Origin of the sequence: Methylocapsa acidiphila B2 (genome assembly GCF_000427445.1) — a bacterium.
Classification (GTDB): Bacteria; Pseudomonadota; Alphaproteobacteria; order Rhizobiales; family Beijerinckiaceae; genus Methylocapsa; species Methylocapsa acidiphila.
The window spans coordinates 3,551,516-3,574,952 of the sequence record NZ_KE386496.1; the positions used below are offsets into that span (position 1 = coordinate 3,551,516).

Genomic DNA, 23,437 nt, shown 5'->3' on the forward strand with positions numbered 1-23,437 from the left:
CCACGCTCCGACATCCGTCGGCTCATGCCCCCGGCGACGAGACGTCGGTTTTATCGTCTTGCGCATGATCCGTGCGCGCGCCCGACGCAGCCGCACGGCGGATGTGGCCGATATGGATCTTGATTCGCTTCACGCGGCGCGGATCGGCGTCGAGCACTTCGAATTCGAGCCCGCCTTCGACGATGATCTCCCCGCGCACCGGCACATGGCCGGCGAGGCTCGAGATCAGCCCGCCCAGCGTGTCGACCTCCTCGGCGTCGCTGAGCTCGGTCAGGTCGGCTTCGATGGCGTTGGAGACGTCCTCGAGGCTCGCCCGCGCGTCGACGATAAAGGCGCCTTCGGCCGTGGCGTCGATCTTGGGGCTTTCATCGAGGTCATGCTCATCCTCGATGTCGCCGACGATCGTCTCGACAATGTCCTCGATGGTGGCGAGTCCCTCGGTCCCGCCATATTCGTCGATGACCAGCGCCATATGCGTCCGCGTGGCCTGCATCTTCAGCAGAAGGTCGAGCGCCGGCATGGAGGGAGGCACGAAAAGAACGGGCCGCAAGATATTCGCTTGCGACAAGGCGACGTCGAGCCTGAAGGGCTCGATCCATGCCGCATGAGGGCTTCTCTCCGGTCCGTTCGCCGCGCGAGACGGCGCAGGCTCGGCCTCCGCAGTGGTCTCGGGCGGCGTGTCCTGCGCCGTCGGCGCGGATGCGGGCTCGGCGTGCGGTGCGTCCACGGCGGTCTCGGCGAAATAGGCCACGAAGTCGCGTATATGCACCATGCCGCGCGGGTCATCGAGCGTGTCGCCATGCACCGGCAGGCGGGAATGCCCCGCCGAGCGAAAGGTCGCAAGCACGTCGAGCAGGCTGGCCTCGAGCGAGACCGAGATGATGTCGGCGCGCGGCACCATGACGTCCGCCACTCGGAAGGCGTGCAGCGAGAGCACGTTCTTCAGCATGGCGCGCTCGTGCGGCGAAAAGCCCGCATCGGTCGAGGTGTCGGCCAGCGCGTCCTGGATGTCGTCGCGGATCGAGGCGCCGCCCAGACCAAAGAGGGCGCGCAGCCGCTCGAAAAGACTGGGCGAGGCTTCAGCTGCCGGCCTGTCGGTTCCGCCTTCGCTCACTTGGAGCATGTCGCGTTCGGTTGTCATGATCGTCAATTCGCGGCCGCGGCCTCGGCTTCCTTGTAAGGATCGTCGATCCCGAGCCGCGCGAGGATCTCCCGCTCGAGCGCCTCCATCTCCAGCGCTTCGTCTTCGTCGATATGATCATAGCCGATCAGATGCAGGAAGCCATGGGCGAGAAGATGGGCGACATGATCCCTCAGCGGCTTGCCGGCTTCCTGCGCCTCTCTGGCGGCGGTTTCATAGGCGATTGCGATATCTCCCAGGATCGGAGTTTCGCTCAGATCGCCCCCGGACGGGAAGGAAAGGACATTCGTCGGGCGGTCGAGGCCGCGCCATTTGCGGTTGAGGTCCGCGATGAAGGCGTCGTCGCAAAGCAAGACGCTGACCTCGGCGCCTTCGGCGAGTGCGACGCCGCCGAGCGCCGCTGCAGCGCCGATCGTCTCCTCGGCGAGACGAAGGGGCTGCTCGAAACCAGTCCAGCCCTCGGCTTCGATCGCGAGTTCGATCGTGGGGGCGCTTTGCGCAGGGGTCGGTTGCGCGGATGTCATTTGCGCGCTTTCTCGGCGCCGGGGCCGGCCCGGCGAGCCGCCGCTTCATAAGCCCCGACGATCCGGCGGACGAGATCATGGCGGACGACGTCGGTTTCTCGAAACACGACATGGCCGATGCCGTCGAGGCCGGAGAGAAGCTCGATCGCCTCGCTCAGGCCGGACTTTTGCCCCGGCGGCAGGTCGGTCTGCGTCGGGTCGCCGGTCACGATCATACGCGAGCCTTCGCCGAGCCGCGTCAGGAACATCTTCATTTGCATCGTCGTCGCGTTTTGCGCCTCGTCGAGCAGAATGCAGGCCCGGCTCAAGGTGCGGCCGCGCATGAAGGCGAGCGGGGCGACCTCGATCATGCCTGTCTGCATGCCGCGCTCGAGCATGCGGGCGTCCATGAAATCGGCCAAGGCGTCGAAAATCGGACGCAGATAGGGGTCCACTTTTTCGCGCATGTCCCCGGGCAGAAAGCCGAGCCTTTCGCCAGCCTCCACCGCTGGCCGCGAGAGGATCAGCCGCTCCACGGCCCCTTGCTCGAGAAGCAGGACCGCGTAGCCGACGGCGAGCCAGGTCTTGCCTGTGCCTGCGGGTCCCTCCGCGAAGACGAGCTCATGACGCTTGAGAGCGCGCAGATAAAGGTCCTGGGCGGCGTTGCGGGCGCGCACGGAGCCGCTGCGGCGCGTGCCGATCTGCTCGAAAACGACCCGCCCGACCTCCGCTTCACTGGGAAAAAGCGAGCCTTGCAATGCGCCTTCTTGAATCGCGCCGTCGACGTCGCCGAGGCTCACCGGCTGGCCGAGCTTGACCCGCGCATGGAGGGTTTCGAGTGCGCGGCGGGCGTGCTCGCAGGCTTCCGGCGCGCCCTTGATCGTGACGAGATTTCCGTTGGCGTTGGCGATCACGCCGAGCCGACGCTCCAGCTTGGCGAGATTTTGATCGTATTGGCCAAACACAAGAGCGGCGTAGCGATTGTCCTCGAAAACGAGGTTGATCTCGACCGTCTCGGCCTCGCCGAGGAGCGGCTTGGCCTCGGGGCGGACGAGCTGGGCGGCTCGATCGTTTGGTTTCAAATCGGAACCTCTCGGGCGGCGCGGCTCGGCGCCACGCGGCCGAACAGCGAGTTCGAGCCCGCCGCGACGATCTCGACGGGGCATGTTTCGCCAATGAGATCGGCTGAGCCCTCGGCGTGAACGGCCTGCATGTAGGGCGTCTTGCCGGCGATCTGGCCGGGGTGGCGGCCGGGCTTTTCGAACAAGACCTCGACGACGCTTCCAACCAGCGCGTGGTTGAAAGCTTGGCGCTGAGCCTCAAGCAAAGCCTGAAGCCGGGACAAGCGCGTTGATTTCACGCTTTCCTCGACTTGATTCTCGAGATCGGATCCGGGCGTGCCGAGTCGGGGCGAATATTTGAACGAAAATGCGCTGGCGAATCCCACCCGCTCGACCAGATCGAGCGTGGCTTCGAAATCCGCCTCCGTTTCGCCGGGGAAGCCGACGATGAAATCGGACGAGAGTGCGATGTCCGGCCGCGCCGCGCGGATCTCGGCGACGAGCGCCACATAATCCGCGCTCTTATGCTTCCGGTTCATCGCGGCGAGGATACGGTCCGAGCCCGCCTGGACCGGCAGATGGAGGAAGGGCATCAGCGCGGCCTCATCGCGATGGGCCGCGATCAGGTCGGCGCTCATATCGTTGGGATGGCTGGTCGTGTAGCGAATTCGGGCGAGGCCGGGCGTCGCTGCGATTCGCGCGCAAAGCTCCGCGAGAGAGGCGGCGCCTCCAGCGCCGTTCGCGCCATGATAGGCGTTGACGTTTTGGCCGAGCAGAGTGACCTCGCGCACGCCTGCGGAAACAAGCGTCTTGACCTCGGCGACGATCTCGGCGACCGGCCGCGAGCTTTCCGCGCCGCGCGTATAGGGCACGACGCAAAAGCTGCAGAATTTGTCGCAGCCTTCCTGGACGGTGACGAAAGCGCTGACCCCGCGCTTGCGAACCTGTTCCGGCGTGGGAGGAACAAGGAAATCGAACTTGTCTTGCGCCGGAAATTCGGTCTCGACGAGGCCGCGCTCCGTTTCCGCGCGGCGCAAAAGCTCGGGCAGGCGATGATAGCTTTGCGGGCCGACGACGGCGTCCACGGCCTTTTGGCGGCGGAAGATCTCGCCGCCTTCGGCTTGCGCGACGCAACCCGCGACGACGATCTTGGTGTCGCGTCCCGAGGCCGCGCGCTCCGACTTGACGGCGCGCAGCTTGCCGAGCTCGGAAAAAATCTTCTCGGCGGCGCGCTCGCGAATATGGCAGGTGTTCAATACGATGACGTCGGCGTCTTCGGCCTGTGACGTTTCCGCGTAGCCCTCCGGCGCGAGAAGGTCCGCCATGCGCTGCGCGTCGTAGACATTCATCTGACAGCCGAAGGACTGAATGAACAGCCTTCGCCGCGGCGCGCTTTCCGCGCGATGAGCGGCTTCGGTCAAAACGCCTGGCCCCTCGTGCAAATCATTCAAACCCGACATATTCCCTGCGTTCTTCGAGACTCGAGCCTCTCACGCCTATCCTAAAGCCATATGACGATCCAGAAAACAGGCAAGTTCCCTGCCGCGGCGCGCCGCGGTTTAATTTATGTCCAGCCGCATGACGAGGGCGGTCGCGGGCGCGGCGTCGGCCACTCGATAATATGATTTGCGCTCGCCGACCTGGCGAAAGCCGAAGCTGACATAGAGCGTCCGCGCGCTGACATTGGCGACGTCGACCTCCAGAAAGACCCGTTTGATCCCCATGGCGGCGAGATCGGCCAGATGGGCGGCGAGAAGGCTGCGGCCGATTCCGTTGCGCCGCCAAGCGGGCGCGACGGCGATAGTCAGGATTTCCGCTTCGTCGATCGCGCATCGGGACAAGATGAATCCTGCGAGATTCGATTCCTTGGTTTCGATCGCACCGCGGGCGCTGGTTTCCGGCGCTGCGAGCAGCTGCTCGAAATCCGCCTCCTTCCAAGGATAAGCAAAGCTCGAGCTATGCAGAATGGCGCATTCGGCGCTCCGCTCGGCGCCGATCGGGCGGGTGGCGGTCGCGACCCCTTTGGCGAACAAGCCGAACATATTTTGCTCAGGGCGCGGGCGCGGGGATTTGCTGGGAATCGAGCGGCTTGGCGTCCGGCGCTTTCAGATAGAGAGGGCGCGCGGGCGCGGAGGACGGATCGGCGAGCAGCCCGAGCTTGGCGACGAACTCGATGTCCGGCGCGGCGAATTCGCTGACGATCTCCGCCATGATCCCGAGGCCCAAGGCTTCCTGAGCCAAAAGCGGCGCGCCCGGACCCGTGAGCCGGACGGGCCCCTCTCCGAGCGATCGGGCGGCCTCATGGACGGGAGCGAGCCGGGGAGAGAGAATCGTCCGTCCGTCCGGCCCGAAGGCGGCGAAAAAGACATTGCCATGGCGCGCGTCTATCGCCGCCGCGACAAGGCCCGGCTTTTGACTAAGGATCAGGGGCGCTGCGAGGGCGGCTAAGGTGGAGACCCCGACGACGGGAATTTCGCAAGCGATTCCGATCGCGCGCGCCGCGGCGACGCCGACCCGCAAGCCGGTGAAGGATCCGGGCCCGACGGTGACGGCGACGCGGTAGAGCCCGCCGAAGCCGCCGTCGACGCGCGCCATGACCCTGTCTATCAAGGGCAAGAGAGCCTCGGCATGGCCGCGCTCCATCGCGATGGTCTCAAGCGCCTCCGCCTCTTCCGCTTCGTCGTCGAGGACGCACGCGGAAACCGCAGGCAGCGCGGTGTCAATCGCCAGGATCTTCATGCGCGCGCTATTTCATGCCCCGTCAGCTCTCCATTCACGTCATGCGGCTCTCAAGCTAATCTGTGAAGCTTATGCGCCGCCAGTCGCCTCGTCCATAGGGCCGTTTGGTTATCGCGCCTAAACCTGTTCGACGGATCGGATGTCGGGCAGGTAATGCTTGAGCAAATTCTGAATTCCGTGCCGCAATGTCGCCGATGAAGAAGGACAGCCGGAACACGACCCTTTCATGGCGAGATAGACGGTCCCCTCTCGGAATCCGCGAAATTTAATGTCGCCGCCGTCATTGGCGACCGCCGGCCGGACATGGCTCTCGATGAGCTTTTTGATCGTTGCGACCGTTTCGGCGTCGTCCGGCGCAAAGAACTCGTCGCCGTCGCCTTGCGACGGAAGGGCCGATTCGTCGTAGAGCAATGGCGCGCCGGAGAGGTAATGCTCCATGATGGCGCCGAGCGCGGCCGGCTTGATCTCTTGCCAATCGCCGCCGGATTTGGTGACGGAGATGAAATCGGCCCCGAAAAACACGCCGGAGACCCCATCGAGCGCAAAGAGCGCTTGAGCGAGCGGCGATTGCTCAGCCCCGTCCGGGCTTCTTATGTCCAGCGTCCCGAGGGGCATGACAGGGCGTCCCGGCAAAAATTTCAACGTGGCGGGATTAGGCGTAGCTTCTGTTTGAATGAACATGAACCTCTCCCAAGCGTCCGGTTCAAGGCCGGAGTTGGATGCAGCGGATCGGAATCCTTCTAAAATATGATCGAGACTGGACGATTGAGCAAGCGCCCTTGCGCCGTGGGTCCGTCGCGCGGCTTCCGGGCGCCGCCTCTGGCGTGAGGATTGGCGGAACCTGCCGCGCCGGGCGTTCGTTTAAGAATAGCGCGATTGGCCGGACGCGCCGGACGCGCATGACTGGCTCGGAAAGTCTTCTCGGCCTTCCGAGCCGCATAAGGGCGTCCGTAAGTCGATGGGCGAGACTCATGGCGCAGGTTCCCGGCATTGGACGGCAGTTGGCTGCGGCGGCTATGGCCGCCCCCTTTCTGGGGCCGGAAGAAGAGCGCGCGCTGGCGCTGCGCTGGAAAAACCAGCGCGACGTCAAGGCCATGCATGAGCTTGCGCGGGCCCATATGCGGCTCGTCATCGCTCTTGCTGTGCGGTTTCGCCATTATGGGCTCTCGGTGCCGGACCTCATCCAGGAAGGTCATGTCGGGCTGATGGAGGCCGCGGCGCGGTTCGAGCCAGAGCGCGAGGTGCGCTTCTCCACCTATGCGACCTGGTGGATTCGCGCCTCCATGCAGGACTATATCCTTCATAATTGGTCGATCGTGCGCGGCGGCACGAGTTCGGCGCAAAAGGCGCTCTTCTTCAATTTCCGGCGGGTTCGGGCGAAGTTGACGCGCGGAAGCGAAGATCTTGGCAATATGGAGCTTTTCAGCCAGATCGCCCAGGCGCTTCGCGTCACGCGATCGGATGTGGAGACCATGGAGGCGCGTCTCTCGGCGCCGGACGTCTCCTTGAATGCGCCGATGGGCGATTCAGAGGGGAGCGCTCCTAGCGAAAAGGTCGAATTTCTCGTCGACGACAAACCATTGCCCGATGAGGCCGCGGGCCTTGCGATCGACACCGATCGGCGGATCGATTGGCTGAACGATGCTTTGACCAGCCTCTCCGAGAGGGAGCGGCGCATTCTGCGCGAGCGGCGCCTCGTGGATGAGGCGGCGACGCTCGAAGCTCTGGGGTCCCGTCTCGGCATTTCCAAGGAGCGGGTGCGCCAGATCGAAAGCCGCGCTCTGGAAAAGCTGCGCCAGGCGTTGGCGAAGCGCCATATGGAGAACGCCGCCGAGGCGATGATCTGAAACAAATTTCCAGGCGCAGGGCGGCGGCCCGGTCGAAAAATTCAGTTTTCCCCAAATGAGTTTTGCGTCTGCGCGGACCGCGTCCCGCTGTGAGGCGGTGCGCATTCAAAAAAAACGCCGCCGTTTTCCCTGAAAGGGCGCGGAGGACGTTTTGCGGGAGGCCTACAAAGCCATTCTAACTCAAATATTTATAAGCTATTCGATCAAGCCGAGGTCGTAAAGGTGGCGGCGGGGGAGCCGCCTTTCGGCAGGCGGGAAAAGCGTCTCGCACCTAGGGGCGAATCGCTGTCCATGTCACCGTATCGGCAGCGGTTCGCCCGCCGAAACAGGCCCTTGCGCGGCCGCGCGCTTCGACAATCTTCATGTCCTTCGCTTGACGAGGCGCGATCCTTGGGGTTCCGTCATGACAAGCGCGTTCACAAATGAGTCGGAAGCAGCTTCGCCGATCGGTATTTGCGCTCAAATCATCCGACACGAAATTCATGGAGGCAGACGGGATGACGACTTCAAGCAAAAAGCCTCAAGCCGCGCCGAGCAAGCGCGCCGCCGCTCCGGCCCCCGCCGCCGCGAAAGCGCCCGCCAAGGCCGCGGCCGCGGCTCCGGCTAAGGACGCAAAGAAGGCGAAGCCGGCGACCAGCGCTTTCACAAAGCCCTTGACGCCCTCCAAGGAACTCGCCGCCGTCGTCGGCGCCGAGCCCCTGCCGCGCACAGAGGTCGTGAGCAAGGTTTGGGAATATATCAAGAAGCACAAGCTGCAGAACGAGGCGAATAAGCGCGAGATTCTCGCGGACGCCAAGCTCGGCGCGGTGTTCGGCAAGGACAAAGTGACCATGTTCGAGATGAACAAGTTCCTCGCCCAGCATCTGAAATAAGGCGCGTTGTCTCGAGGCGACGGCTGGACCAGGCCGCCTTCTCTTGGATCGACGAGATTAGCCGGTTGATCCGATCGTTGGGAAGTATAGATCGGCCGGGTTTCTCGAAGCCGCCTCTCGGGAAGCCTCAGCAGATTTGACGCAGCGCTTAGGCTCGTCGTCAGCGTGATCGCGGTGGGCGGACATGACGACGTCATGTCCCGAACGCATTTCTTCGGCGCAAAATGCTTTCGATCGAGCGTCGACGGACGTCCGTGGGGAGATCAATCCAATTGGGCGGAGGCAGCCTTTCCGATCGACGCGGCTCCAATCTTAAGGACAAGGCCTTGCGCGAATTGCGCACGCTTCTTGTCATGTTCCTTTATCTTTGGCTCCTCTTCGCGATCTCGGACCTGCACCGGACCGTAATTCTGGCGGAAAACCATCTGAACTATCAGGCCCAAGGCTTCGCCGCCATCAACGCCTTGATGCTCGCGAAAGTGATGCTGCTCGCGGAAAATCTTAAAGTCGGGCGGCGATTCAGCAACCGGATGCTGATCCTCTCGATTCCCTATCAGGCCTTCGCGCTGACGATCCTGTTCATCGCGTTCCATGTCCTCGAAAAAGGCCTCGTCGGTCATTTCGAGGGCAAAACCTTCGCCCAAAGCCTCCCCGATCTGCATGAGCACGGGCTTTTGGTCACCCTGTCCGACGCCGCCCTCGTGTTCGTGGCCTTGATTCCCTTTTTCGCCTTCAAGGGGATCGCCGACGCCATCGGCGAGCGGGAGATGAGGGCGATTTTATTCGGCGGAAAGAAAGCCGAATCGCCAAAGCCCCAGGAAGCGCCGACGCCGGAAAAAGATTTGAAGCAGCGGGCGGCGCCGAGGTCCGAGGAAGCGCCGCGGCCGGACAAGACGCCGAGGCCAGACGCCGCGCGCCGGCTCGCGCCAATCCGCCCGGCCGTCGCGCCAGCTTCGTTCTGGAGAACGTCCGCGAAGGTTACGGCCGAAATCCTTCCGTCATGGCGCGCCGCGGCAAGTCCAAAAAAGATCCAGCCGCCGCTTTCTAACGGCGCTCGCGGCCACGCCCTGGACGCCCGCGTCGCGGGCCGATAAGGACGAGGCGGCACAGGCTCTGCATGGCGCGGTGAAGACGCTCGGCGCGGCTCCGCGCGGGTCGGCGAAAGCCGGGGCAGCATTTTTGTGTTCCGCTTCAAGCACTTCGATTCGAGCGCATTCATGCGCTCCGCCGCTTTCGATTGGGCCGCGTCGCTATCAGGGGAAGCAAAGTCTTGAAATATCGGCAGCTCGGCGACAGCGACCTCCAGGTCTCGACCATTTCCCTCGGCTCCTGGCTGACCTATTCCGGCGGGGTGGAGAAAGCTCAGGCGATCGCCTGCGTCCACAAGGCGTTCGACGTCGGGATCAATCTGATCGACACGGCCAATGTCTATGGGCGCGGCGCTGCCGAGACGCTGCTCGGCGAGGCGCTCGCGGGGATCGATCGCGGCTCCTATATTCTCGCGACCAAGCTCTACGGGCCGATGAGCGAGACCGACAAGGGCCTTTCGCGCGCGCAGGTCTTCAAGCAGATCGACGCGTCCCTGCGCCGCCTCAAAACCGATTATGTCGACCTCTATCAGTGTCATCGCTATGACAATGACACGCCGCTCGAGGAGACCATGGAGGCCCTGACCGAGGTCGTGAAGCAGGGCAAGGCGCGCTATCTCGGTTTCAGCGAATGGCCGCTCGACAAGATCGAAGCGGCGGCCGAGCTCGAGGGCGTCACGCCTTTCGTGTCGAGCCAGCCGCAGTATTCAATGCTTTGGCCCTATCCGCAGACCGGTCTAATCCAGCGTTGCGCCGAATTGGGAATAACCCAGATCGTCTGGTCGCCGCTCGCGCAGGGTGTGCTGACCGGCAAATATAAGCCCGGCGCCCCGCCGCCGCCGGAGTCGCGGGCGGGCAGCGAATCGATGGGCTCCATGCTGCCGAAGCGTTGGCTGGAGGGGCCTCTTCTCGAGGCGGTGCAGAAAGTGAAGACCTTGGCCGAGGAGGAAGCCGGCGTGAGCCTGGCGCAATTCGCGCTCGCCTGGGTTCTCCGCAATGAAAATGTGTCGTCCGCGATTATCGGCGCCTCGCGCCCCGAGCAGATCGTCGAGAACGCCGCGGCGGCGGAGCTCCGCATCGCCAATGAGCTCTTTTATCGAGCCGAAGACTTTTTGGCGCCGCACCGGCAATAGGCGTCGAGCCGCCCAAACGCGCACTCTGGGGCCGCAGGAGAGCGAGCTTTAGAAGAGTGCGCTGAATTGGCGCGTCGGCAAGACGCCGCGGATATTGGCTAAGGGCGGTCGGGTTTCCCCAATCTTCGCGGAACTGTCGGTTGTTTGCGCAGTTGCTTCTCCAGGAAGTTTGCCTCTGAAGCTGAACCTCGAGGAGAATCAAATGCATAATTTATCGACGACAGCGGCGGCGCTCATCGTGGCCGCCGCCGCGGCCGGAGTGAGCGGAAGCGCCGAAGCCGGACCGATGCAGAGCGCGCGCTTGGGCGCGGCGACTGACGCGGCATTGTTCCATCAGGCGCAATTTGTCTGGGGCGGTCGCGACTATTGCTTCTATTCGGACGGTTGGCGCGGACCCGGATTCTACTGGTGCGGCTATCGTTGGCGTAGAGGGCACGGCTGGGGTGGCGGTTCCGGCTGGCATGGATGGACCCCTGGCCAAGAGGGCCATTGGCGCGGCGGCGAACGCAACCGGGTCGGGCGCGGCGGGCCGGGGGAGGACATGGATAAGACTGGACAGGGGCGTAGCGTCAGTCCGGGTCCACAAAATGGGGCCGGCATGGGCCATCGCAATCAAGGCGCCCATCCGGGCGATATGGGAACGCAAGGACGTAGCGTCAGTCCTGGGCCTCAGACTGGCGGCATGGGCGGCACGGAAGGACGTAGCGTGAGCCCAGGGCCTCAAAATGGAGGCGGCATGGGCGTCCATAATCAAGGAGGAGGTCAACCAGGCGGCGCGCCGCGTACGCCAGGGGCGGCCGGTGGGCGCGGCCAAAGCAGCGGCGGCGACATTCATTAAGGCTTGTCGAGGAAGCGTCCAGTTTGAGGGCGTTTCTCTATAGGCCGAGGAAATGGATATCGCCTCGATATCCCTTTTTCGGTCAGGCGGGCGCGCGTCCGAGCCGATAGGGACCTTTGAATGTGTCGGGATCCGCGGCGACCCCCTTGCGATAAATGATGATCTTGCCTTCCTTGGCGAGCTTTACCGCATTGTCGCGAACGGGCTGAAGATAACCTTCCCATGGGGCGCTGCGGCCTCTGCCGCTCACTTCCGCAAAAGCCTTGGCCGCGTCCACGGGATCAATTGTTCCGGCGTCAGGCGCGTCCTGGCAAAGCTGCAGGATAACATCCGCGATTTTAGGCGTCGCATCCATGCTCAGGCGCTCCTATTTTAGCCTTTAAGCTGGACGCAAGAGATATGCCGTTGCGCCCCCAGGCCAGAAGCTAGCGGTATGAGGTCTTAAGCTGCAGTTGCGTTGGCGCGGTGACGGGGATTTTGGAGCTCAGGACCGAAGCTCGTCCATTCGGCGGCGAAGGCCTCGGCGGATTGATAAAAGGGATTATCGCAATCCGGGAAGAACTGGCGCCGGGTCAGATCGACGATGCAGCCGTCGAATCGGACGACATAATGGATCCAAAACTCCTGCGCTCCCGCCACGCGCCAGCGATCGTCGGCGTCGGGCGCATTGGTCTTCAGACCTGCGCAGCGAAGAACTTGCGCCGAATGCCCATGCGAGAGGAGGTCATCCGACAATCTCTGTGATGCGGCGCGGCATTGGTTGTAGTAGATCGTGATCTTGTCCGAATTTGCCCGGATGATATGGTCGCTTGCCGTCTTGACGATATAAGTCATGCCGTGCGCCTCTCGGTCGAGGTCGCTTGCGCGACGCGTCGAAATTCGATTGTGGAGTCAATCAAAAACGCGCGCGGCGGAAGCGGAGCGGGCGAATCGGATGGCGGCAAGGCGGGAAGGTTCAGGCGGGGCGGCACGATCGCTAATCTCCGTTCAATCCGAACGGAAAACGCCGCGAGGATAGAAGAAGCCTAGGCGCTAGAGTCGATGCTGTCCAGCAAAAGAGCTAAAGTTTTGCGACCGGCTGGCGACCTCGCCATTGCATTTCATGGCTCTTTCTTTATAAGACGCGCTTCCGAACCGCCCGGCCGTAGGGCTGCCGTGGCGGTTCTTTCGCTCGTTCGGAAACGAACGGCTGTGGGGCCAATGGCGCCACGCGACAATTACATGAAGGGCGCCGAGCGCCCGCGGAGACGAGCAAAATGCCCAAGCTGAAGACGAAATCCGGCGCCAAGAAGCGCTTTAAGATCACCGCCACTGGCAAGGTGATCTATGCGCAATCCGGCAAGCGCCACGGAATGATCAAGCGGACGAATAAGCAGATCCGGAACCTGCGCGGCACCAATGTTCTGTTCAAGAGCGATGGCGATAACATCATTAAATACTTCCTGCCGAATGGCTGAAGTCTATTCCATCCTTTGTTCAGCATGACCTGAATCGGTCCGGAGATTTATTATGGCGCGCGTCAAACGCGGGGTCACCTCGCACGCTAAGCACAAGAAGACATTGGATGCGGCGAAGGGCTTTTACGGCCGCCGCAAGAATACGATCCGCGCCGCCAAGGCGGCGGTCGATCGCTCGATGCAATATGCGACGCGCGATCGGCGCGCCAAGAAGCGGGTTTTCCGTGCTTTATGGATTCAGCGCCTGAACGCCGCCGTGCGCGAGCTCGGCCTCACCTATTCGCGCTTCATCGACGGGCTCGCTAAGGCCGGCGTCGAGATCGATCGCAAGGTGCTCTCGGAACTCGCCATCGCCCAGCCGGAGGCCTTCAAGGCCATTGTCGAAAAGGCGAAAAGCGCTTTGCCGACCAAGGCCTGAAGCGCAAAGCCATCGTGACCGAAAACGCCGCGTTTTCGGTCAATCGCTTTTGGTCATAGCCGGTCCGTCGATAATCTTCTGGAGCGCGCTCCAGGCCCAAAAGATTCAAGAGCGGGATTAAGGAAGAGCAAGAGCGCTTTTCCTTAATCCCGCTCTTTGTTTTCGTGACGATCGCAAGCAATTTCCGACCGGATCGAATTGATCCGATCGGCGATACTTTGCTTGATCTCTAGAAACTGCAGCAAGGCCGCGTCGACCGAATGTCTCCATTCAGTCGACAAACGGCTTAGGCCGAGGGCGCGCCGCCGCGGCGGGGTCCGTTTTGTCGGTTCGCCTGACCGGTGCGGGGGCGCTCGTGTGCGCTTGGCGCATGGAGGTCATGCGATCCGGCCGGCGCGCGTCCGCCGCCGCGCCGCTCCTTGGCCCAATGATGGGAGGAGGGATCGGCCGCCGCGCGAGGTTGGCGTCCAAATCCAGGCGTTTCCGCCGCTCGGCTCGGCGCGCTGGCGACGTTCCCGGTCGGGCGCGGCGCCTGCGCCATGTTGGGACTCGCGCGCCGGTCCTGCGCCGGCAGCCGGAGCCGCGTCAGTTTCTCGATATTGCGCAAAAGGTCGCGCTCGGCATTGTCGCAGAGCGAGATCGCCGTTCCCTCGGCGCCGGCGCGGGCCGTCCGGCCGATCCGGTGGACATAGGCTTCAGCCACTTCCGGCAGCTCGAAATTCACGACATGGGTCACCCCGTCGATGTCGATGCCGCGCGCCGCGATGTCGGTGGCGACGAGGACGCGGACGCGGCCGGAGCGAAAGGCCGCGAGCGAGCGCTCGCGCTGGCTCTGGCTCTTATTGCCATGGATGGCGAGGGCCGCGATCCCGGAGTCGTCGAGATGCTGGGTGACTTTATCGGCGCCGCGCTTGGTCCTGGTGAAGACGATCGCGCGGGTCATGTCGGCGTTCGCGAAAAGCTCGACTAGAATGTCCCGCTTGCGGTGGGTCTCGACGAAAAGGACCTGTTGGTTGACGCGGTCGGCGGTCTTTGCGATCGGGGTAACGGAGACCTGAACCGGATCATGGAGTAGGTCACCCGCGAGCTTGGCGATTTCGCTCGGCATGGTCGCAGAGAAGAACAGATTTTGACGCTGCTTGGGAAGCTCGCCGACGACTCGGCGGATCGCCTTGACGAAACCGAGGTCGAGCATCTGATCGACCTCGTCGAGGACGAAAAACTCGGTCTTGCCGAGATGCGCTGCGCGGGAGTCGAGATGATCGACGAGCCGGCCGGGCGTCGCGACCAGAATGTCGAGGCCGCGCGCGAGCGCCTTGATCTGGGCACCATGCGGCACGCCGCCGAAAATCACGGCGACGGATAGCCGCATGGCGGAGCCGAGATTGCGGAAGGATTCGGCGATCTGGCTGGCGAGTTCTCGCGTCGGGCTGAGAACGAGCACGCGGCAGCCGCCGCGCGGCGCCGGGCGTTCATTGGTCGCGAGATGATGGAGAATGGGAAGGGCGAAAGCGGCGGTCTTGCCGGTTCCGGTCTGGGCGATGCCGATAAGGTCGCGGCCAGCCATGATGTTTGGGATGGCTTGGGCCTGGATCGGCGTCGGACAGGTAAAGCCTTGGTGAGAGAGCGCATGAAGAAGCGGCGCGGCGAGGCCGAGACCGTTGAAATCTTGCAATGGGGAATCTTTCGATGAGCCGCATTATCTGCCGGGCGATCCGGCGTTGCGGCTTTCAAATGGGAAGTGCGACGCCCTGCGTGGCCTGGGCGGTCGAGCGGATAAGCGCTGGCGCGCTCGACAGGAGGATGATGAAAACCATCCTTCACGCAGCCGGAGCGCGATGATCCACAGCTAGTGGATGCAGCTTCATCACGGCTAAGAGCGTAAAAGTCAAGCGGAAACGGGGATGGCCGACGGCGATCGGTCAGAGGGGCGAAGGGGCCGAGGTCAGCTTAGTTGCCGGTTTCACGATTACAAGGTAAAAGCACAATATAAAAAATTACAATGATTCTTATCGACCGTCTCAATGCAAGTCCTACTCTCCTCGTCAGTTATTCAAGTACTTAAAAGAATTATTTGGAGCGCGGAAATTGGTCCATGGCCTAGAGCTTCCCTTGGTAAGCGTAATTATTGTCAATTATAATTACGGCCGCTTTTTGGGACAAGCCGTCGCGTCTGTTTTCGCGCAGGCTTATCCCAATATTGAATGTATCGTGGTCGATAATGCATCGACCGACAATAGCGCTGAAGTACTGCGTGAGTTGGCGAAAGAGTTTCCGACTCTTTCGTGGATTCAGCGGGGAGACAACGGGGGGCAGAGCGTCGCCTCAATCGAAGGCTTCGCGCGAAGTTCTGGGGAATACGTCGTATTCCTCGACGCTGATGACTTTCTTTTGCCAGGCTTCATCGAGACCCATGTCTTTGTCCACCTTTCGTTGCGCGTGCCGGTGGGCTTGTCGTCATCAGACATGGTTCAAACAGTCGACGCTCGGGTCGTCCTTGGGTCCTGTTCTGGGCTCAGCGACTATGTCAGGTCGGGGCGAGGAAAATGCGCGGATCTAATTCGTAGGGTCGATGCGCGAGGCGCTGGGTTATGGTCTTTGGACGGCCCCTCCCCAGAAATCGAGAATCAGATTCACTTAGTTCGGCCCTACGACGTCGCCACCTGGTGCTGGTCTCCCACTTCGGGCAATTGCTTTCGCCGTGACGCGCTCCGGCTTTTTCTGAATAACAAAGCCCTGGCGGCCTTGCCGAATAGCACGGACGCCTATTTGATTCGCGGCGTCAGCGTTTTGACCGGCAGTGTTCTGATCGATCGTCCGCTCTCGGCTTACCGCCTGCACGGGACTAATCAGTTCTCCCAACATCCTCACCTTAACGGCGTTGTAAATTATGACAGATGCGGCCAGGGGAATAACGACCAATTGAGCCGGGTGATGCTCATTGATCACTTCATCGCCAATATTGACCTGTTCCTTTCCAAATCACATGCGCCGGAGAATTTTATTCGGGCCTTAGTGGCCTTGGATGAAGTGTGGCCGCCGACATCATCGACGGTTCCCGGCTGCTCCACATACCTGGCCGGCAAACTGGTGACGGAATCTGAAACCGTCGCGCGGGCGCTGGAGTGGCACAGATACATGGCGCTGCTGACTCAGCTCAAGATCGCGAAGACAACGATCGTCTTTGCGATCTTCGCGCGGCGTCTGTTTGCCCATCGAAAGCGAGACAGCCGCGCAGCCGCGGTAAGCGACGGAGCCGCGAGCGCGGCCAGCGACAGTCTTGCATGGCGACGCAAGGGGCAGCCGTAGGGAGACCCGCTGGCCTCGCCGGCGAGCCTCCTCGAGCATGCCGGCGCGCGATAATGCGGTCTAGACGTCGGTGCTGCCGTCGTCGTAGCCGACGTCCGAATTGTAATCGGACGCGTCCTGGAAATCGTCCTGATCCTGGTCGGCGTCCTGGTAGGCGTCCTGCTGCGAGCGTCCCGGTTCATCCGAGCCATAGTAATTATTGACGATCGTCTCGCCGCCGAGGCCTCCGCCGAGCCCGCCGCCGCCAAATCCCGAGCCTATGCCGAGCGAATTATTGTGCCCGGCGAAAAGCCCGCGGATCGAATCGGCGAGAAGCACGCCGCCGGCGACGCCAGCCGCTGCGCCGAGCGCGCCCTTCAGAAAGCCGCCGCCTTGGGCAGGGGGCTGGCCGAAGGCTTGACCGGGCGCTTGGCCGCCCCAGGGACCTTGTTGCTGCGGAGGATAGGGCTGGCCATAGCCTTGCTGTGGCGGCTGTTGCCATCCGCTTGGAGGCGGAGACTGCCGCCAGCCGCCATCCTGCGGAGGCGCAGCCGGGCCGCGCGGCGCCCCGCCGCCGAACAGCGAGCCGATCCCGCTCAGGAAGCCGCCGCTCCCGCGCGAGGTCTGCTGCTCCAGTTCTTGAACCCTCGATTCGAGCTCCTGCAAGCGCGTGTTGGCGGCCTGCAGCGCCTGATCCTGGACGATGACGGTCTGGGCGAGAAGATAGGGGGCGAAAGGCAAGCTCCGCACCGCGTCTGCGATGAACGCCTCGGCTTCCTTGTCGCGCGGACTATTCGCCTGACTCTGCACGCGGTCGAAAAGACCTGTAAGCAGCTGGCGCTCTTCGGGTGACATCGGTTTTCTCCCTGCGAATTCGGCGGTTTTTCCACCCGCCGTGCCAAATGTGGGAAGTTTTCCGTCGGTTCCAAGGCCTGCGCAACGGCGTCTAGATCATGTACATGATCTAATCCAATTAGTTAGAGAGCGGGATGCGGGCGGAAAACAGTTTCCGCTTTTCCTCATCCCGCCCTTGGGGCGACCCGCGCTTGCCGCTTCGTCACAGGCCTCGTAAGAAGCCGCGAGGAAGCGGGACTTAATGTAGAGATGACGGACCAAAAGACAAATGCGCCGCGTGCGAGCGCGAGACTGCCGCGCGGCCTCGCCGACCGGGGGCCGGCCGACATTGCCGCGACCGACAGAATGCTCGCCGCCATCAAGGAGTCCTACGAGCTTTACGGGTTCGAGGCGGTCGAGACGCCCTTGATCGAGTTCACGGAGGCGCTGGGCAAATTCCTGCCCGACCAGGACCGCCCCAATGAAGGGGTCTTCTCGTTTCGCGACGATGACGAGAGTTGGCTCTCGCTGCGCTATGACCTGACCGCGCCGCTCGCCCGCTATGTGGCTGAAAATTTCGACAGATTGCCGAAGCCCTATCGCAGCTACCGCGCCGGCTATGTGTTTCGCAACGAGAAGCCAGGCCCGGGCCGCTTCCGCCAATTCATGCAATTCGACGCCGACACGGTGGGCGCGGCCTCGGTCGCGGCCGACGCCGAGATGTGCATGATGGCGGCGGACACGCTTGAGCGGCTCGGCATCCGGCGCGGCGATTATGTGATCAAGGTGAATAGCCGCAAGGTGCTCGACGGCGTTTTGGAAGCGATAGGGCTCGGTGGGGAAGAGAACGCCGGCCGCCGCCTGACTGTGCTGCGGGCGATCGACAAGTTGGACCGGCTGGGGCTCGCCGGGGTCAAGGAGCTTCTCGGCTCCGGCCGCAAGGATGAAAGCGGGGATTTCACCAAGGGCGCGAATCTCGATCCGGGCTCGGTGGAGCTTGTTCTTGGGCTGATCGAACCCGGCAAAGCGCCGGAAGATCAAGTCGCCTCGCTCGACCCAAGGCTCGCCGATAGCAAGGTCGGACAAGAAGGCCGGCAGGAAATCGAAGAAATCGCCGCGCTTGTCGCAGCGTCCGGATATGACGATGGTCGGATTCGCATCGATCCCACGGTCGTGCGCGGCCTTGAATATTACACAGGCCCCGTCTTCGAGGCCGAGCTGACTTTCGATGTTCGCGACGACAATGGCCATCCGGTCCGCTTCGGCTCGGTCGGCGGGGGCGGGCGCTATGACGGGCTCGTCGGGCGCTTTCGCGGCGAGAATGTCCCGGCGACGGGCTTCTCCATCGGCGTCTCGCGGCTCTATTCGGCGCTGAAGCTCGTCGGCTCCAGGATCGTCGCCGGCGCGGCGCGGCGCGGTCCCGTGGTCGTGCTCGTCCTCGATAAGACCGCCGCCGACCTCGCCCGCTATCAAGGCTTCGTCGCCGCGCTGCGCAGCGAAGGGATCGCGGCGGAGCTTTACCTTGGCTCGTCCGGCATGAACGCCCAGCTCAAATATGCCGACAAGCGCGGCTCGCTCTGCGCCGTCATCCAGGGCTCGAACGAGCGGGAGAAAGGCGAGCTGGCGATTCGCGACCTTGCGCTCGGGGCGGAACTCGCCGCCTCGACCAAGGACCGCACGGATTATCTCGAGCTTCGCGCCAAGGCGCAGTTCAGCGTCAAGGAGACGGAGCTTGTCGCGGCGGTCCGCGAGGTTCTCGCGCGCCACGGTTTAGCTTAGTTTCAGGCAAGATCGAAACCCAAGGGCGGCTTGATCGCGCGCTCAGTCGATGGCGTCGGCGCAATTACGAGTCAAAGGGCGCGGCGAAAGCGCCCTTTGCTCGCGGAGGAAAGGCAGCCAATATTTAACGTGTGGGCTCGCCCAATTAGCGATGATTCAAACAGCGCGACTCGTCCTCGTCCTCGCAAGGGCTAAAGGCCACGCCGCGGAGAACCTGTTGGTAGTCGGCGGTGTCCAGAATATTGAACTTTTCGTTAGCGGGAAGGTTCGTGGCGGCGAGATTGTCCGTGATCGACACGAGACGGTTTGGATCTGCGCCTTGGTCGCCTGACGCGCTGACGGTCGAAGTGACGCCGAAGATTGTGACAGTGCCATCGCCATTTGATCGTCCGGTAATATTGCGCAGCCCGTCCGTGGCGGGGTCAAGGCTCGAATCCAAGTTGGCGACGCTATATTGCTCGCCGAGAGCTAGCCCGTTTTGGAGCGTGTAGGCGAGGCGCCAGGTTCCGCCGCTGAGGATCCATTTCTGCAGGCCCGCGTTCGGATTTTGCCCCGCGTTCGCCGGCGTGTTAACGCCATCGCCTTCATCGGCGACATAGAGCGTCGTAGCGTTCGCAAACCAGATCCCAAACGGATGAAAATTGGTCGTCGCGAACTTGGCCGAAGTTGGATCTGTGGAGATGGCCTTGGCGAGACCGGTGGGGAAGCCGGGCAGGATGGCGAATTGAGCGGCCGCCGCAGTCAATTCGGGAGGCAATGTTCCGGACGCGCCGACTTGATAGACGGTGTCGACGCCATTGCTCCCGCTGCCTTTGCTGACGTACAGTGTGTTGTGGAAAATCGTCTCGCCGCGGAAATTGTCATCTTTGCCGGATTTGTCGGCGGCATAGCCGTTTTGCGTCACTGAATATCCATATTGATACCCGGTGGCTGCGCCCGGCGTTCCTTGCAGCGCGCCGACGACGATCGTATCCGGCGTTTTCGGCTTGGCGATTTGCACGCCGGTATTGTTGACAATGATCGTCGGCTGAGTTCCAGAGCCATTGCCGGCGTTTCCGACTGTGTAGTAAACGTCGGATCCGTAACTGTCGTTCAAAATCGCGGCGCGGCCATTATTGCCGCTATAGGTGTTGACGGAGGTCACGAGCGGCGGCGCCCGATCGCTGCGGATCTGAACGATCGCCCGTTGATAGGTCAAAGCGACCGGGTTGGTCGGATCGACATGGGAGGGCGTATTGGAGTTCGACACGTCGAGCGTGTTGAGCGGCGCGTTGTAACCCATGAAGGTCAAAGCGCTCCTTTTGGTCGATAGATTGAGCGCCAATTCCGATTTGGAGCTGAAGCTGGTGACGATGCCGGTTCGCTCGGTCACGTTCAAGCTGCCGATCAGATGGGCCGAGCGACTATCGGGGGAAAGGCGATATTGCCTGAGGATGATCGGCGACGTGACGCCGAAGCTTCCATCCACCGTATTGTTTTTGAAAACATTGGGATATGTCCCATCGGCGATCGCCAAGCCGCCGCCGGGCAATGTCTGCCCGATCGTGACAGTGGCGGCCGTCCCAACGTAAGTGCTGCTGCTGACGATGAGGCCGCCCGAAGGGAGTGAAAACCCAGGATCCGCGTGGCCGGCGGTGGGAGTCATGCCGGCGGTGAGCGCGGCTCCAATCGATGCGGCGCAGGCGAGACGTGGACGAAGGCTCGCCTTGCCTGCGGGTAGTGGGTCAGTTTGAAATTTATTCGACTGACTTTTTGTAAGGCCCGCGCTTTTTCGGGGAAGACACTTCCTCGCTGGCCTCGACCAGCGCCACGATGTCAGCAACTTCCCAAAGGCGATCTGAAACGCCGGCCGCCATAGCTGGCGTCATCCGCAGCTTCGAATGAATGCGGACGAAATTGTAATACATCATATGGAGCGCGACCGCGTAAGCGTGGTTCTCAATCTTCTTTGAGAAGGCATTTGTCAGGCGGGTGAAGCGGCGCATATGCATCCGTATCGTGAGATTTTGCCGCTCCACATAGGATGTGGAAACATGCGCAAAATCGGGATTGCCTTCGATCCGTTCCTTACGCGCGCCGGTGCATTCGGCGGGGCTGTAGCGGCCCTTGGCGCCCTCGGGCGAAGCCCCGTAAATCTTGACCAGCATGGCATAATCAATATCACCGCCGAATGCGCCTTCGACCGCTTCAAGATAAGCCTTATGCCCGTCTGATGTGAGCTGGACGCGATTGGCGAGCCGCGAGCGCAGATCGTCCATGAACCACATGGCGCATTCGCCATCCCTCCCGCCGACAAAATAGGAAACGATCAGCTTCGTATCGGCTTCAATCGCCGTCCATGTCCAAGTGTCGCCGGCGCCGTCAGGCGCGGCCTTCGCCGTCGCGACGTTCTTTTGCTTAGCGTAGGTGAAGCTCCAAATTTCATCAACCTGAATGCGCTTTGCTTTCACGTTCCGCACGTTGGCGTCGTGAAAGGCCATGCACGTCTTGCCAGCATCAATAAGCAGCTTTGTCACGGTGTTCTTGCTCGCGCCGGTCAGGCGAGTAATTGCGCGAATTGACTGGCCTTCACAGAGAAGGTGAAGGATGCGGGCGCGTTCGGCTGGGTCGAGCTTATTCATGCATTTCAAACTATCCTTTCTTAGCCATAAGTCAAGCATAACGGTCAGTTTGCAAAATTTTAAAATTTCGATATTTTGATGATTGCCGCTGAGTCGGCGGGGGATGCATGGATACGACGCGCTTCAAGACACCTGGTCAATTGTTGGAATGGCTCCTCTCAGAGAGGGGCTGGACAAAGCGGACCCTTGCCGTCGTGCTGGACCTGGACGAACAGAAGATCAACCGCTTCGCCGCCGACAAGCAACCAATGACTGCTGAGTTCGCGCTTCTGCTGGAGGAAGTGTTCGGCGTCGAAGCGAGTGTTTTTTTAGGGCTGCAATGTGCTTATGACTTAGCCAAAGCGCGGATAGTCGCACAGCCAGACCCGAAAAGAGCTACGCGGGCGCATATCCATCACGGCTTGCCGCTGGCAGACATGATCAAACGGGGATGGATCAACGCCAAAGATGTCCGTGATCCTGGTATCGAACAGGAACTCGTGCGATTTTTTGGAACGAACCGCGTTGAAGATATAGAAATCCTTCCACATTCCGCGAAAAAGACGGAAGTGAGCGCGCCGGCGACGCCAACACAAATTGCTTGGTTATACCGAGTGCGGAAGATCGCTAGTGAAATGTTGGTAGCTCGTTACAGCTCCGAGGCGCTCTCGTCGGCGGTCCCAAAATTAAAGTCACTTCTCGTTTCTCCTGAAGCCACGCGAAAAGCACCCCGCATATTGGCTGAAGCTGGGGTTCGTTACCTTATCGTCGAATCTCTTCCGGGAGCCAAGATCGACGGAGTTTGCTTCTGGCTGAACGAACGATCTCCCGTGATCGCGATGACGATGCGCTTCGACCGCATTGATAATTTTTGGTTCGTCCTTCGTCACGAAATTGAGCATGTCCTTCAAGGGCACGGCAAAGACAAAGTCATGTTGGATACTGACTTGGCGGGCGATATTGCGGAGGAAGTAAACGTCGCAGACGAGGAATGCGTTGCGAATGCGGCGGCTGCTGATTTCTGCGTTCCCAAAAAGATGATGGACGCATTCGTCGCGCGCAAAGCCCCCTTTTTCCACGACCGCGATATCTTGGCGTTCGCCAAGATGATCAGTGTTCACCCTGGGCTGATAGCGGGGCAGATTCGCCACAGAACGAACAACTACGCTAGGTTCCAAAACTATCTTGCAAAAGTACGATCATCCGTTTTGCCGAACGCGGTCGTCGACGGATGGGGAAGTGTGTATCCAGTTGAATAACAGGAGAAGGGATGTCTAAAAAACGTGAAATGCAACGACTTATCCGGGCGTACAAAGACGAAACCGGGAAACTAGAAATCGATATGAAGGATGTGGCAAGGTGGGCTGCGGGCAAAGGCTGGCCGCTCCCAGTTCCACGAAATCCGCTGGACCTTTTGGCGCAGCAATTTGCCGAGGCAGCACGTGAAGAAACCCGGCGCGACGGCAAAACAGGACGCGCATATCGCGCCAACCACTCATTCAGTGTTACGCAGGGTGGTCAACAACTGCACTTGTGGATCGACATCGACGAAGCAGAACGCGGACCATTCTTGAAATCAGCAGTCACACGCCGCGAACAGATGGTCGGCGACGGATTGCAGCTTACACTCGACATCATGCATTGGAACTCCGTCAATGCCGATGAGAAGCCAATTGAACTTCCCATGGATCTGACGTTCGATATTGAACTCCGACTTAATGCGCCGGAGGATGATGAAGACGATGAGGCGGCCTAGCCGCCCTTCTTCCATCGTGCTTCGGCCGCGACACGGGCAATTTCTGATCGCTCGCCACCAGATAGAGCTCGCGCCCGAGCTGG

The 23,437-nt window shown here is 61.6% G+C and carries 24 protein-coding genes; 11 read left to right on the forward strand and 13 right to left on the reverse strand.

Annotated elements, in window-relative coordinates; all coding sequences use genetic code 11:
- Window positions 1-22: 22 nt before the first annotated feature.
- The 7 genes from METAC_RS24620 to METAC_RS0119625 form a co-directional block, all read right to left on the reverse strand.
- Window positions 23-1,141, reverse strand: coding sequence for a hemolysin family protein (locus METAC_RS24620; protein ID WP_084144060.1), 1,119 nt, complete (start codon window positions 1,139-1,141; stop codon window positions 23-25).
- Between the two features lie 5 nt (window positions 1,142-1,146).
- A complete protein-coding gene (gene ybeY, locus METAC_RS0119600; RefSeq protein ID WP_051335707.1) occupies window positions 1,147-1,665 on the reverse strand; it encodes an rRNA maturation RNase YbeY in 519 nt (172 codons plus the stop codon).
- Complete coding sequence (locus tag METAC_RS0119605; RefSeq protein WP_026608321.1) at window positions 1,662-2,726, reverse strand: PhoH family protein; 1,065 nt, start codon at window positions 2,724-2,726, stop codon at window positions 1,662-1,664. Before METAC_RS0119605 ends, ybeY begins: the two co-directional genes overlap by 4 nt.
- Window positions 2,723-4,165 carry a tRNA (N6-isopentenyl adenosine(37)-C2)-methylthiotransferase MiaB gene (gene miaB / locus METAC_RS0119610; protein WP_084143804.1) on the reverse strand — a complete coding sequence of 481 codons (1,443 nt, stop codon included), beginning with the start codon at window positions 4,163-4,165 and terminating at the stop codon, window positions 2,723-2,725. The genes METAC_RS0119605 and miaB overlap by 4 nt, the downstream gene beginning before the upstream one ends.
- Window positions 4,166-4,264: 99 nt before the next feature.
- Window positions 4,265-4,747 carry a ribosomal protein S18-alanine N-acetyltransferase gene (gene rimI, locus METAC_RS0119615; RefSeq protein WP_051335708.1) on the reverse strand — a complete coding sequence of 161 codons (483 nt, stop codon included), beginning with the start codon at window positions 4,745-4,747 and terminating at the stop codon, window positions 4,265-4,267.
- Window positions 4,748-4,754: 7 nt separating this feature from the next.
- The gene (gene tsaB, locus METAC_RS0119620; RefSeq protein WP_026608324.1) at window positions 4,755-5,444 is read right to left on the reverse strand and encodes a tRNA (adenosine(37)-N6)-threonylcarbamoyltransferase complex dimerization subunit type 1 TsaB; all 690 of its coding nucleotides are present in this window, start codon (window positions 5,442-5,444) and stop codon (window positions 4,755-4,757) included.
- 117 nt (window positions 5,445-5,561) lie between these two features.
- On the reverse strand, window positions 5,562-6,125 hold the full coding sequence (locus METAC_RS0119625) for a NifU family protein (protein WP_026608325.1): 564 nt from the start codon (window positions 6,123-6,125) through the stop codon (window positions 5,562-5,564).
- A gap of 290 nt (window positions 6,126-6,415) precedes the next feature.
- Between METAC_RS0119625 and METAC_RS0119630 the strand changes: the two genes are divergently transcribed.
- The 5 genes from METAC_RS0119630 (at window position 6,416) to METAC_RS26635 (ending at window position 11,222) form a co-directional block, all read left to right on the forward strand.
- On the forward strand, window positions 6,416-7,291 hold the full coding sequence (locus tag METAC_RS0119630) for an RNA polymerase factor sigma-32 (protein ID WP_026608326.1): 876 nt from the start codon (window positions 6,416-6,418) through the stop codon (window positions 7,289-7,291).
- Window positions 7,292-7,788: 497 nt separating this feature from the next.
- Window positions 7,789-8,163 carry an SWIB/MDM2 domain-containing protein gene (locus METAC_RS0119640; protein ID WP_026608328.1) on the forward strand — a complete coding sequence of 125 codons (375 nt, stop codon included), beginning with the start codon at window positions 7,789-7,791 and terminating at the stop codon, window positions 8,161-8,163.
- Between the two features lie 272 nt (window positions 8,164-8,435).
- Complete coding sequence (locus METAC_RS25410; RefSeq protein WP_051335709.1) at window positions 8,436-9,257, forward strand: hypothetical protein; 822 nt, start codon at window positions 8,436-8,438, stop codon at window positions 9,255-9,257.
- 176 nt (window positions 9,258-9,433) lie between these two features.
- Entirely contained in the window at window positions 9,434-10,384 is a 951-nt protein-coding gene (locus METAC_RS0119650; RefSeq protein ID WP_026608329.1) for an aldo/keto reductase family protein, read from the forward strand.
- A gap of 202 nt (window positions 10,385-10,586) precedes the next feature.
- Complete coding sequence (locus METAC_RS26635; RefSeq protein ID WP_156898288.1) at window positions 10,587-11,222, forward strand: hypothetical protein; 636 nt, start codon at window positions 10,587-10,589, stop codon at window positions 11,220-11,222.
- Window positions 11,223-11,304: 82 nt separating this feature from the next.
- Here METAC_RS26635 and METAC_RS0119660 read toward each other — a convergent pair whose 3' ends face one another.
- Window positions 11,305-11,577, reverse strand: coding sequence for a DUF3253 domain-containing protein (locus tag METAC_RS0119660; RefSeq protein ID WP_026608330.1), 273 nt, complete (start codon window positions 11,575-11,577; stop codon window positions 11,305-11,307).
- Window positions 11,578-11,663: 86 nt separating this feature from the next.
- Window positions 11,664-12,056 (reverse strand): hypothetical protein, encoded by a 393-nt coding sequence (locus tag METAC_RS0119665; protein ID WP_026608331.1) that lies wholly within the window; start codon window positions 12,054-12,056, stop codon window positions 11,664-11,666.
- 422 nt (window positions 12,057-12,478) lie between these two features.
- On the opposite strand from METAC_RS0119665, the gene rpmI reads away from it, so the two are divergent.
- Window positions 12,479-12,679, forward strand: coding sequence for a 50S ribosomal protein L35 (gene rpmI / locus METAC_RS0119675; RefSeq protein WP_026608333.1), 201 nt, complete (start codon window positions 12,479-12,481; stop codon window positions 12,677-12,679).
- 52 nt (window positions 12,680-12,731) lie between these two features.
- The gene (rplT, locus tag METAC_RS0119680; protein WP_026608334.1) at window positions 12,732-13,097 is read left to right on the forward strand and encodes a 50S ribosomal protein L20; all 366 of its coding nucleotides are present in this window, start codon (window positions 12,732-12,734) and stop codon (window positions 13,095-13,097) included.
- A 286-nt stretch (window positions 13,098-13,383) separates the two neighbouring features.
- On the opposite strand, the gene METAC_RS0119690 is transcribed toward rplT, so the two are convergent.
- Window positions 13,384-14,772: a DEAD/DEAH box helicase gene (locus tag METAC_RS0119690; protein WP_026608335.1), complete on the reverse strand. Its 1,389-nt coding sequence runs from the start codon at window positions 14,770-14,772 to the stop codon at window positions 13,384-13,386.
- Window positions 14,773-15,209: 437 nt separating this feature from the next.
- Here METAC_RS0119690 and METAC_RS25420 point away from each other — a divergent pair, with 437 nt between their 5' ends.
- On the forward strand, window positions 15,210-16,406 hold the full coding sequence (locus METAC_RS25420; protein ID WP_051335711.1) for a glycosyltransferase family 2 protein: 1,197 nt from the start codon (window positions 15,210-15,212) through the stop codon (window positions 16,404-16,406).
- A gap of 60 nt (window positions 16,407-16,466) precedes the next feature.
- On the opposite strand, the gene METAC_RS0119705 is transcribed toward METAC_RS25420, so the two are convergent.
- A complete protein-coding gene (locus METAC_RS0119705) occupies window positions 16,467-17,240 on the reverse strand; it encodes a DUF2076 domain-containing protein (RefSeq protein WP_026608336.1) in 774 nt (257 codons plus the stop codon).
- A gap of 249 nt (window positions 17,241-17,489) precedes the next feature.
- On the opposite strand from METAC_RS0119705, the gene hisS reads away from it, so the two are divergent.
- Window positions 17,490-18,998, forward strand: coding sequence for a histidine--tRNA ligase (gene hisS, locus METAC_RS0119710; protein ID WP_026608337.1), 1,509 nt, complete (start codon window positions 17,490-17,492; stop codon window positions 18,996-18,998).
- 145 nt (window positions 18,999-19,143) lie between these two features.
- Here hisS and METAC_RS24640 read toward each other — a convergent pair whose 3' ends face one another.
- Both METAC_RS24640 and METAC_RS0119720 read right to left on the reverse strand, forming a co-directional pair.
- A complete protein-coding gene (locus METAC_RS24640; protein ID WP_051335712.1) occupies window positions 19,144-20,643 on the reverse strand; it encodes a hypothetical protein in 1,500 nt (499 codons plus the stop codon).
- Window positions 20,644-20,734: 91 nt separating this feature from the next.
- Window positions 20,735-21,619 (reverse strand): transposase, encoded by an 885-nt coding sequence (locus METAC_RS0119720; RefSeq protein ID WP_026608338.1) that lies wholly within the window; start codon window positions 21,617-21,619, stop codon window positions 20,735-20,737.
- Between the two features lie 107 nt (window positions 21,620-21,726).
- Here METAC_RS0119720 and METAC_RS0119725 point away from each other — a divergent pair, with 107 nt between their 5' ends.
- Complete coding sequence (locus tag METAC_RS0119725) at window positions 21,727-22,857, forward strand: hypothetical protein (protein WP_026608339.1); 1,131 nt, start codon at window positions 21,727-21,729, stop codon at window positions 22,855-22,857.
- A gap of 11 nt (window positions 22,858-22,868) precedes the next feature.
- On the forward strand, window positions 22,869-23,354 hold the full coding sequence (locus METAC_RS0119730; RefSeq protein WP_026608340.1) for a hypothetical protein: 486 nt from the start codon (window positions 22,869-22,871) through the stop codon (window positions 23,352-23,354).
- Window positions 23,355-23,437 lie beyond the last annotated feature (83 nt).

What these genes read in the sequence shown, in the direction of transcription:
- METAC_RS24640 (WP_051335712.1), bottom strand. Translation starts at nt 20,643, where the DNA reads ATGACTCCCACCGCCGGCCACGCGGATCCTGGGTTTTCACTCCCTTCG.
- METAC_RS0119625 (WP_026608325.1), bottom strand. Translation starts at nt 6,125, where the DNA reads ATGTTCATTCAAACAGAAGCTACGCCTAATCCCGCCACGTTGAAATTT.
- METAC_RS0119630 (WP_026608326.1), top strand. Translation starts at nt 6,416, where the DNA reads ATGGCGCAGGTTCCCGGCATTGGACGGCAGTTGGCTGCGGCGGCTATG.
- METAC_RS0119725 (WP_026608339.1), top strand. Translation starts at nt 21,727, where the DNA reads ATGGATACGACGCGCTTCAAGACACCTGGTCAATTGTTGGAATGGCTC.
- METAC_RS24620 (WP_084144060.1), bottom strand. Translation starts at nt 1,141, where the DNA reads ATGACAACCGAACGCGACATGCTCCAAGTGAGCGAAGGCGGAACCGAC.
- hisS (WP_026608337.1), top strand. Translation starts at nt 17,490, where the DNA reads ATGACGGACCAAAAGACAAATGCGCCGCGTGCGAGCGCGAGACTGCCG.
- tsaB (WP_026608324.1), bottom strand. Translation starts at nt 5,444, where the DNA reads ATGAAGATCCTGGCGATTGACACCGCGCTGCCTGCGGTTTCCGCGTGC.
- rpmI (WP_026608333.1), top strand. Translation starts at nt 12,479, where the DNA reads ATGCCCAAGCTGAAGACGAAATCCGGCGCCAAGAAGCGCTTTAAGATC.
- METAC_RS0119660 (WP_026608330.1), bottom strand. Translation starts at nt 11,577, where the DNA reads ATGGATGCGACGCCTAAAATCGCGGATGTTATCCTGCAGCTTTGCCAG.
- METAC_RS0119720 (WP_026608338.1), bottom strand. Translation starts at nt 21,619, where the DNA reads ATGAATAAGCTCGACCCAGCCGAACGCGCCCGCATCCTTCACCTTCTC.
- miaB (WP_084143804.1), bottom strand. Translation starts at nt 4,165, where the DNA reads ATGTCGGGTTTGAATGATTTGCACGAGGGGCCAGGCGTTTTGACCGAA.
- ybeY (WP_051335707.1), bottom strand. Translation starts at nt 1,665, where the DNA reads ATGACATCCGCGCAACCGACCCCTGCGCAAAGCGCCCCCACGATCGAA.
- METAC_RS0119730 (WP_026608340.1), top strand. Translation starts at nt 22,869, where the DNA reads ATGTCTAAAAAACGTGAAATGCAACGACTTATCCGGGCGTACAAAGAC.
- METAC_RS0119705 (WP_026608336.1), bottom strand. Translation starts at nt 17,240, where the DNA reads ATGTCACCCGAAGAGCGCCAGCTGCTTACAGGTCTTTTCGACCGCGTG.
- METAC_RS0119665 (WP_026608331.1), bottom strand. Translation starts at nt 12,056, where the DNA reads ATGACTTATATCGTCAAGACGGCAAGCGACCATATCATCCGGGCAAAT.
- rplT (WP_026608334.1), top strand. Translation starts at nt 12,732, where the DNA reads ATGGCGCGCGTCAAACGCGGGGTCACCTCGCACGCTAAGCACAAGAAG.
- METAC_RS26635 (WP_156898288.1), top strand. Translation starts at nt 10,587, where the DNA reads ATGCATAATTTATCGACGACAGCGGCGGCGCTCATCGTGGCCGCCGCC.
- rimI (WP_051335708.1), bottom strand. Translation starts at nt 4,747, where the DNA reads ATGTTCGGCTTGTTCGCCAAAGGGGTCGCGACCGCCACCCGCCCGATC.
- METAC_RS0119640 (WP_026608328.1), top strand. Translation starts at nt 7,789, where the DNA reads ATGACGACTTCAAGCAAAAAGCCTCAAGCCGCGCCGAGCAAGCGCGCC.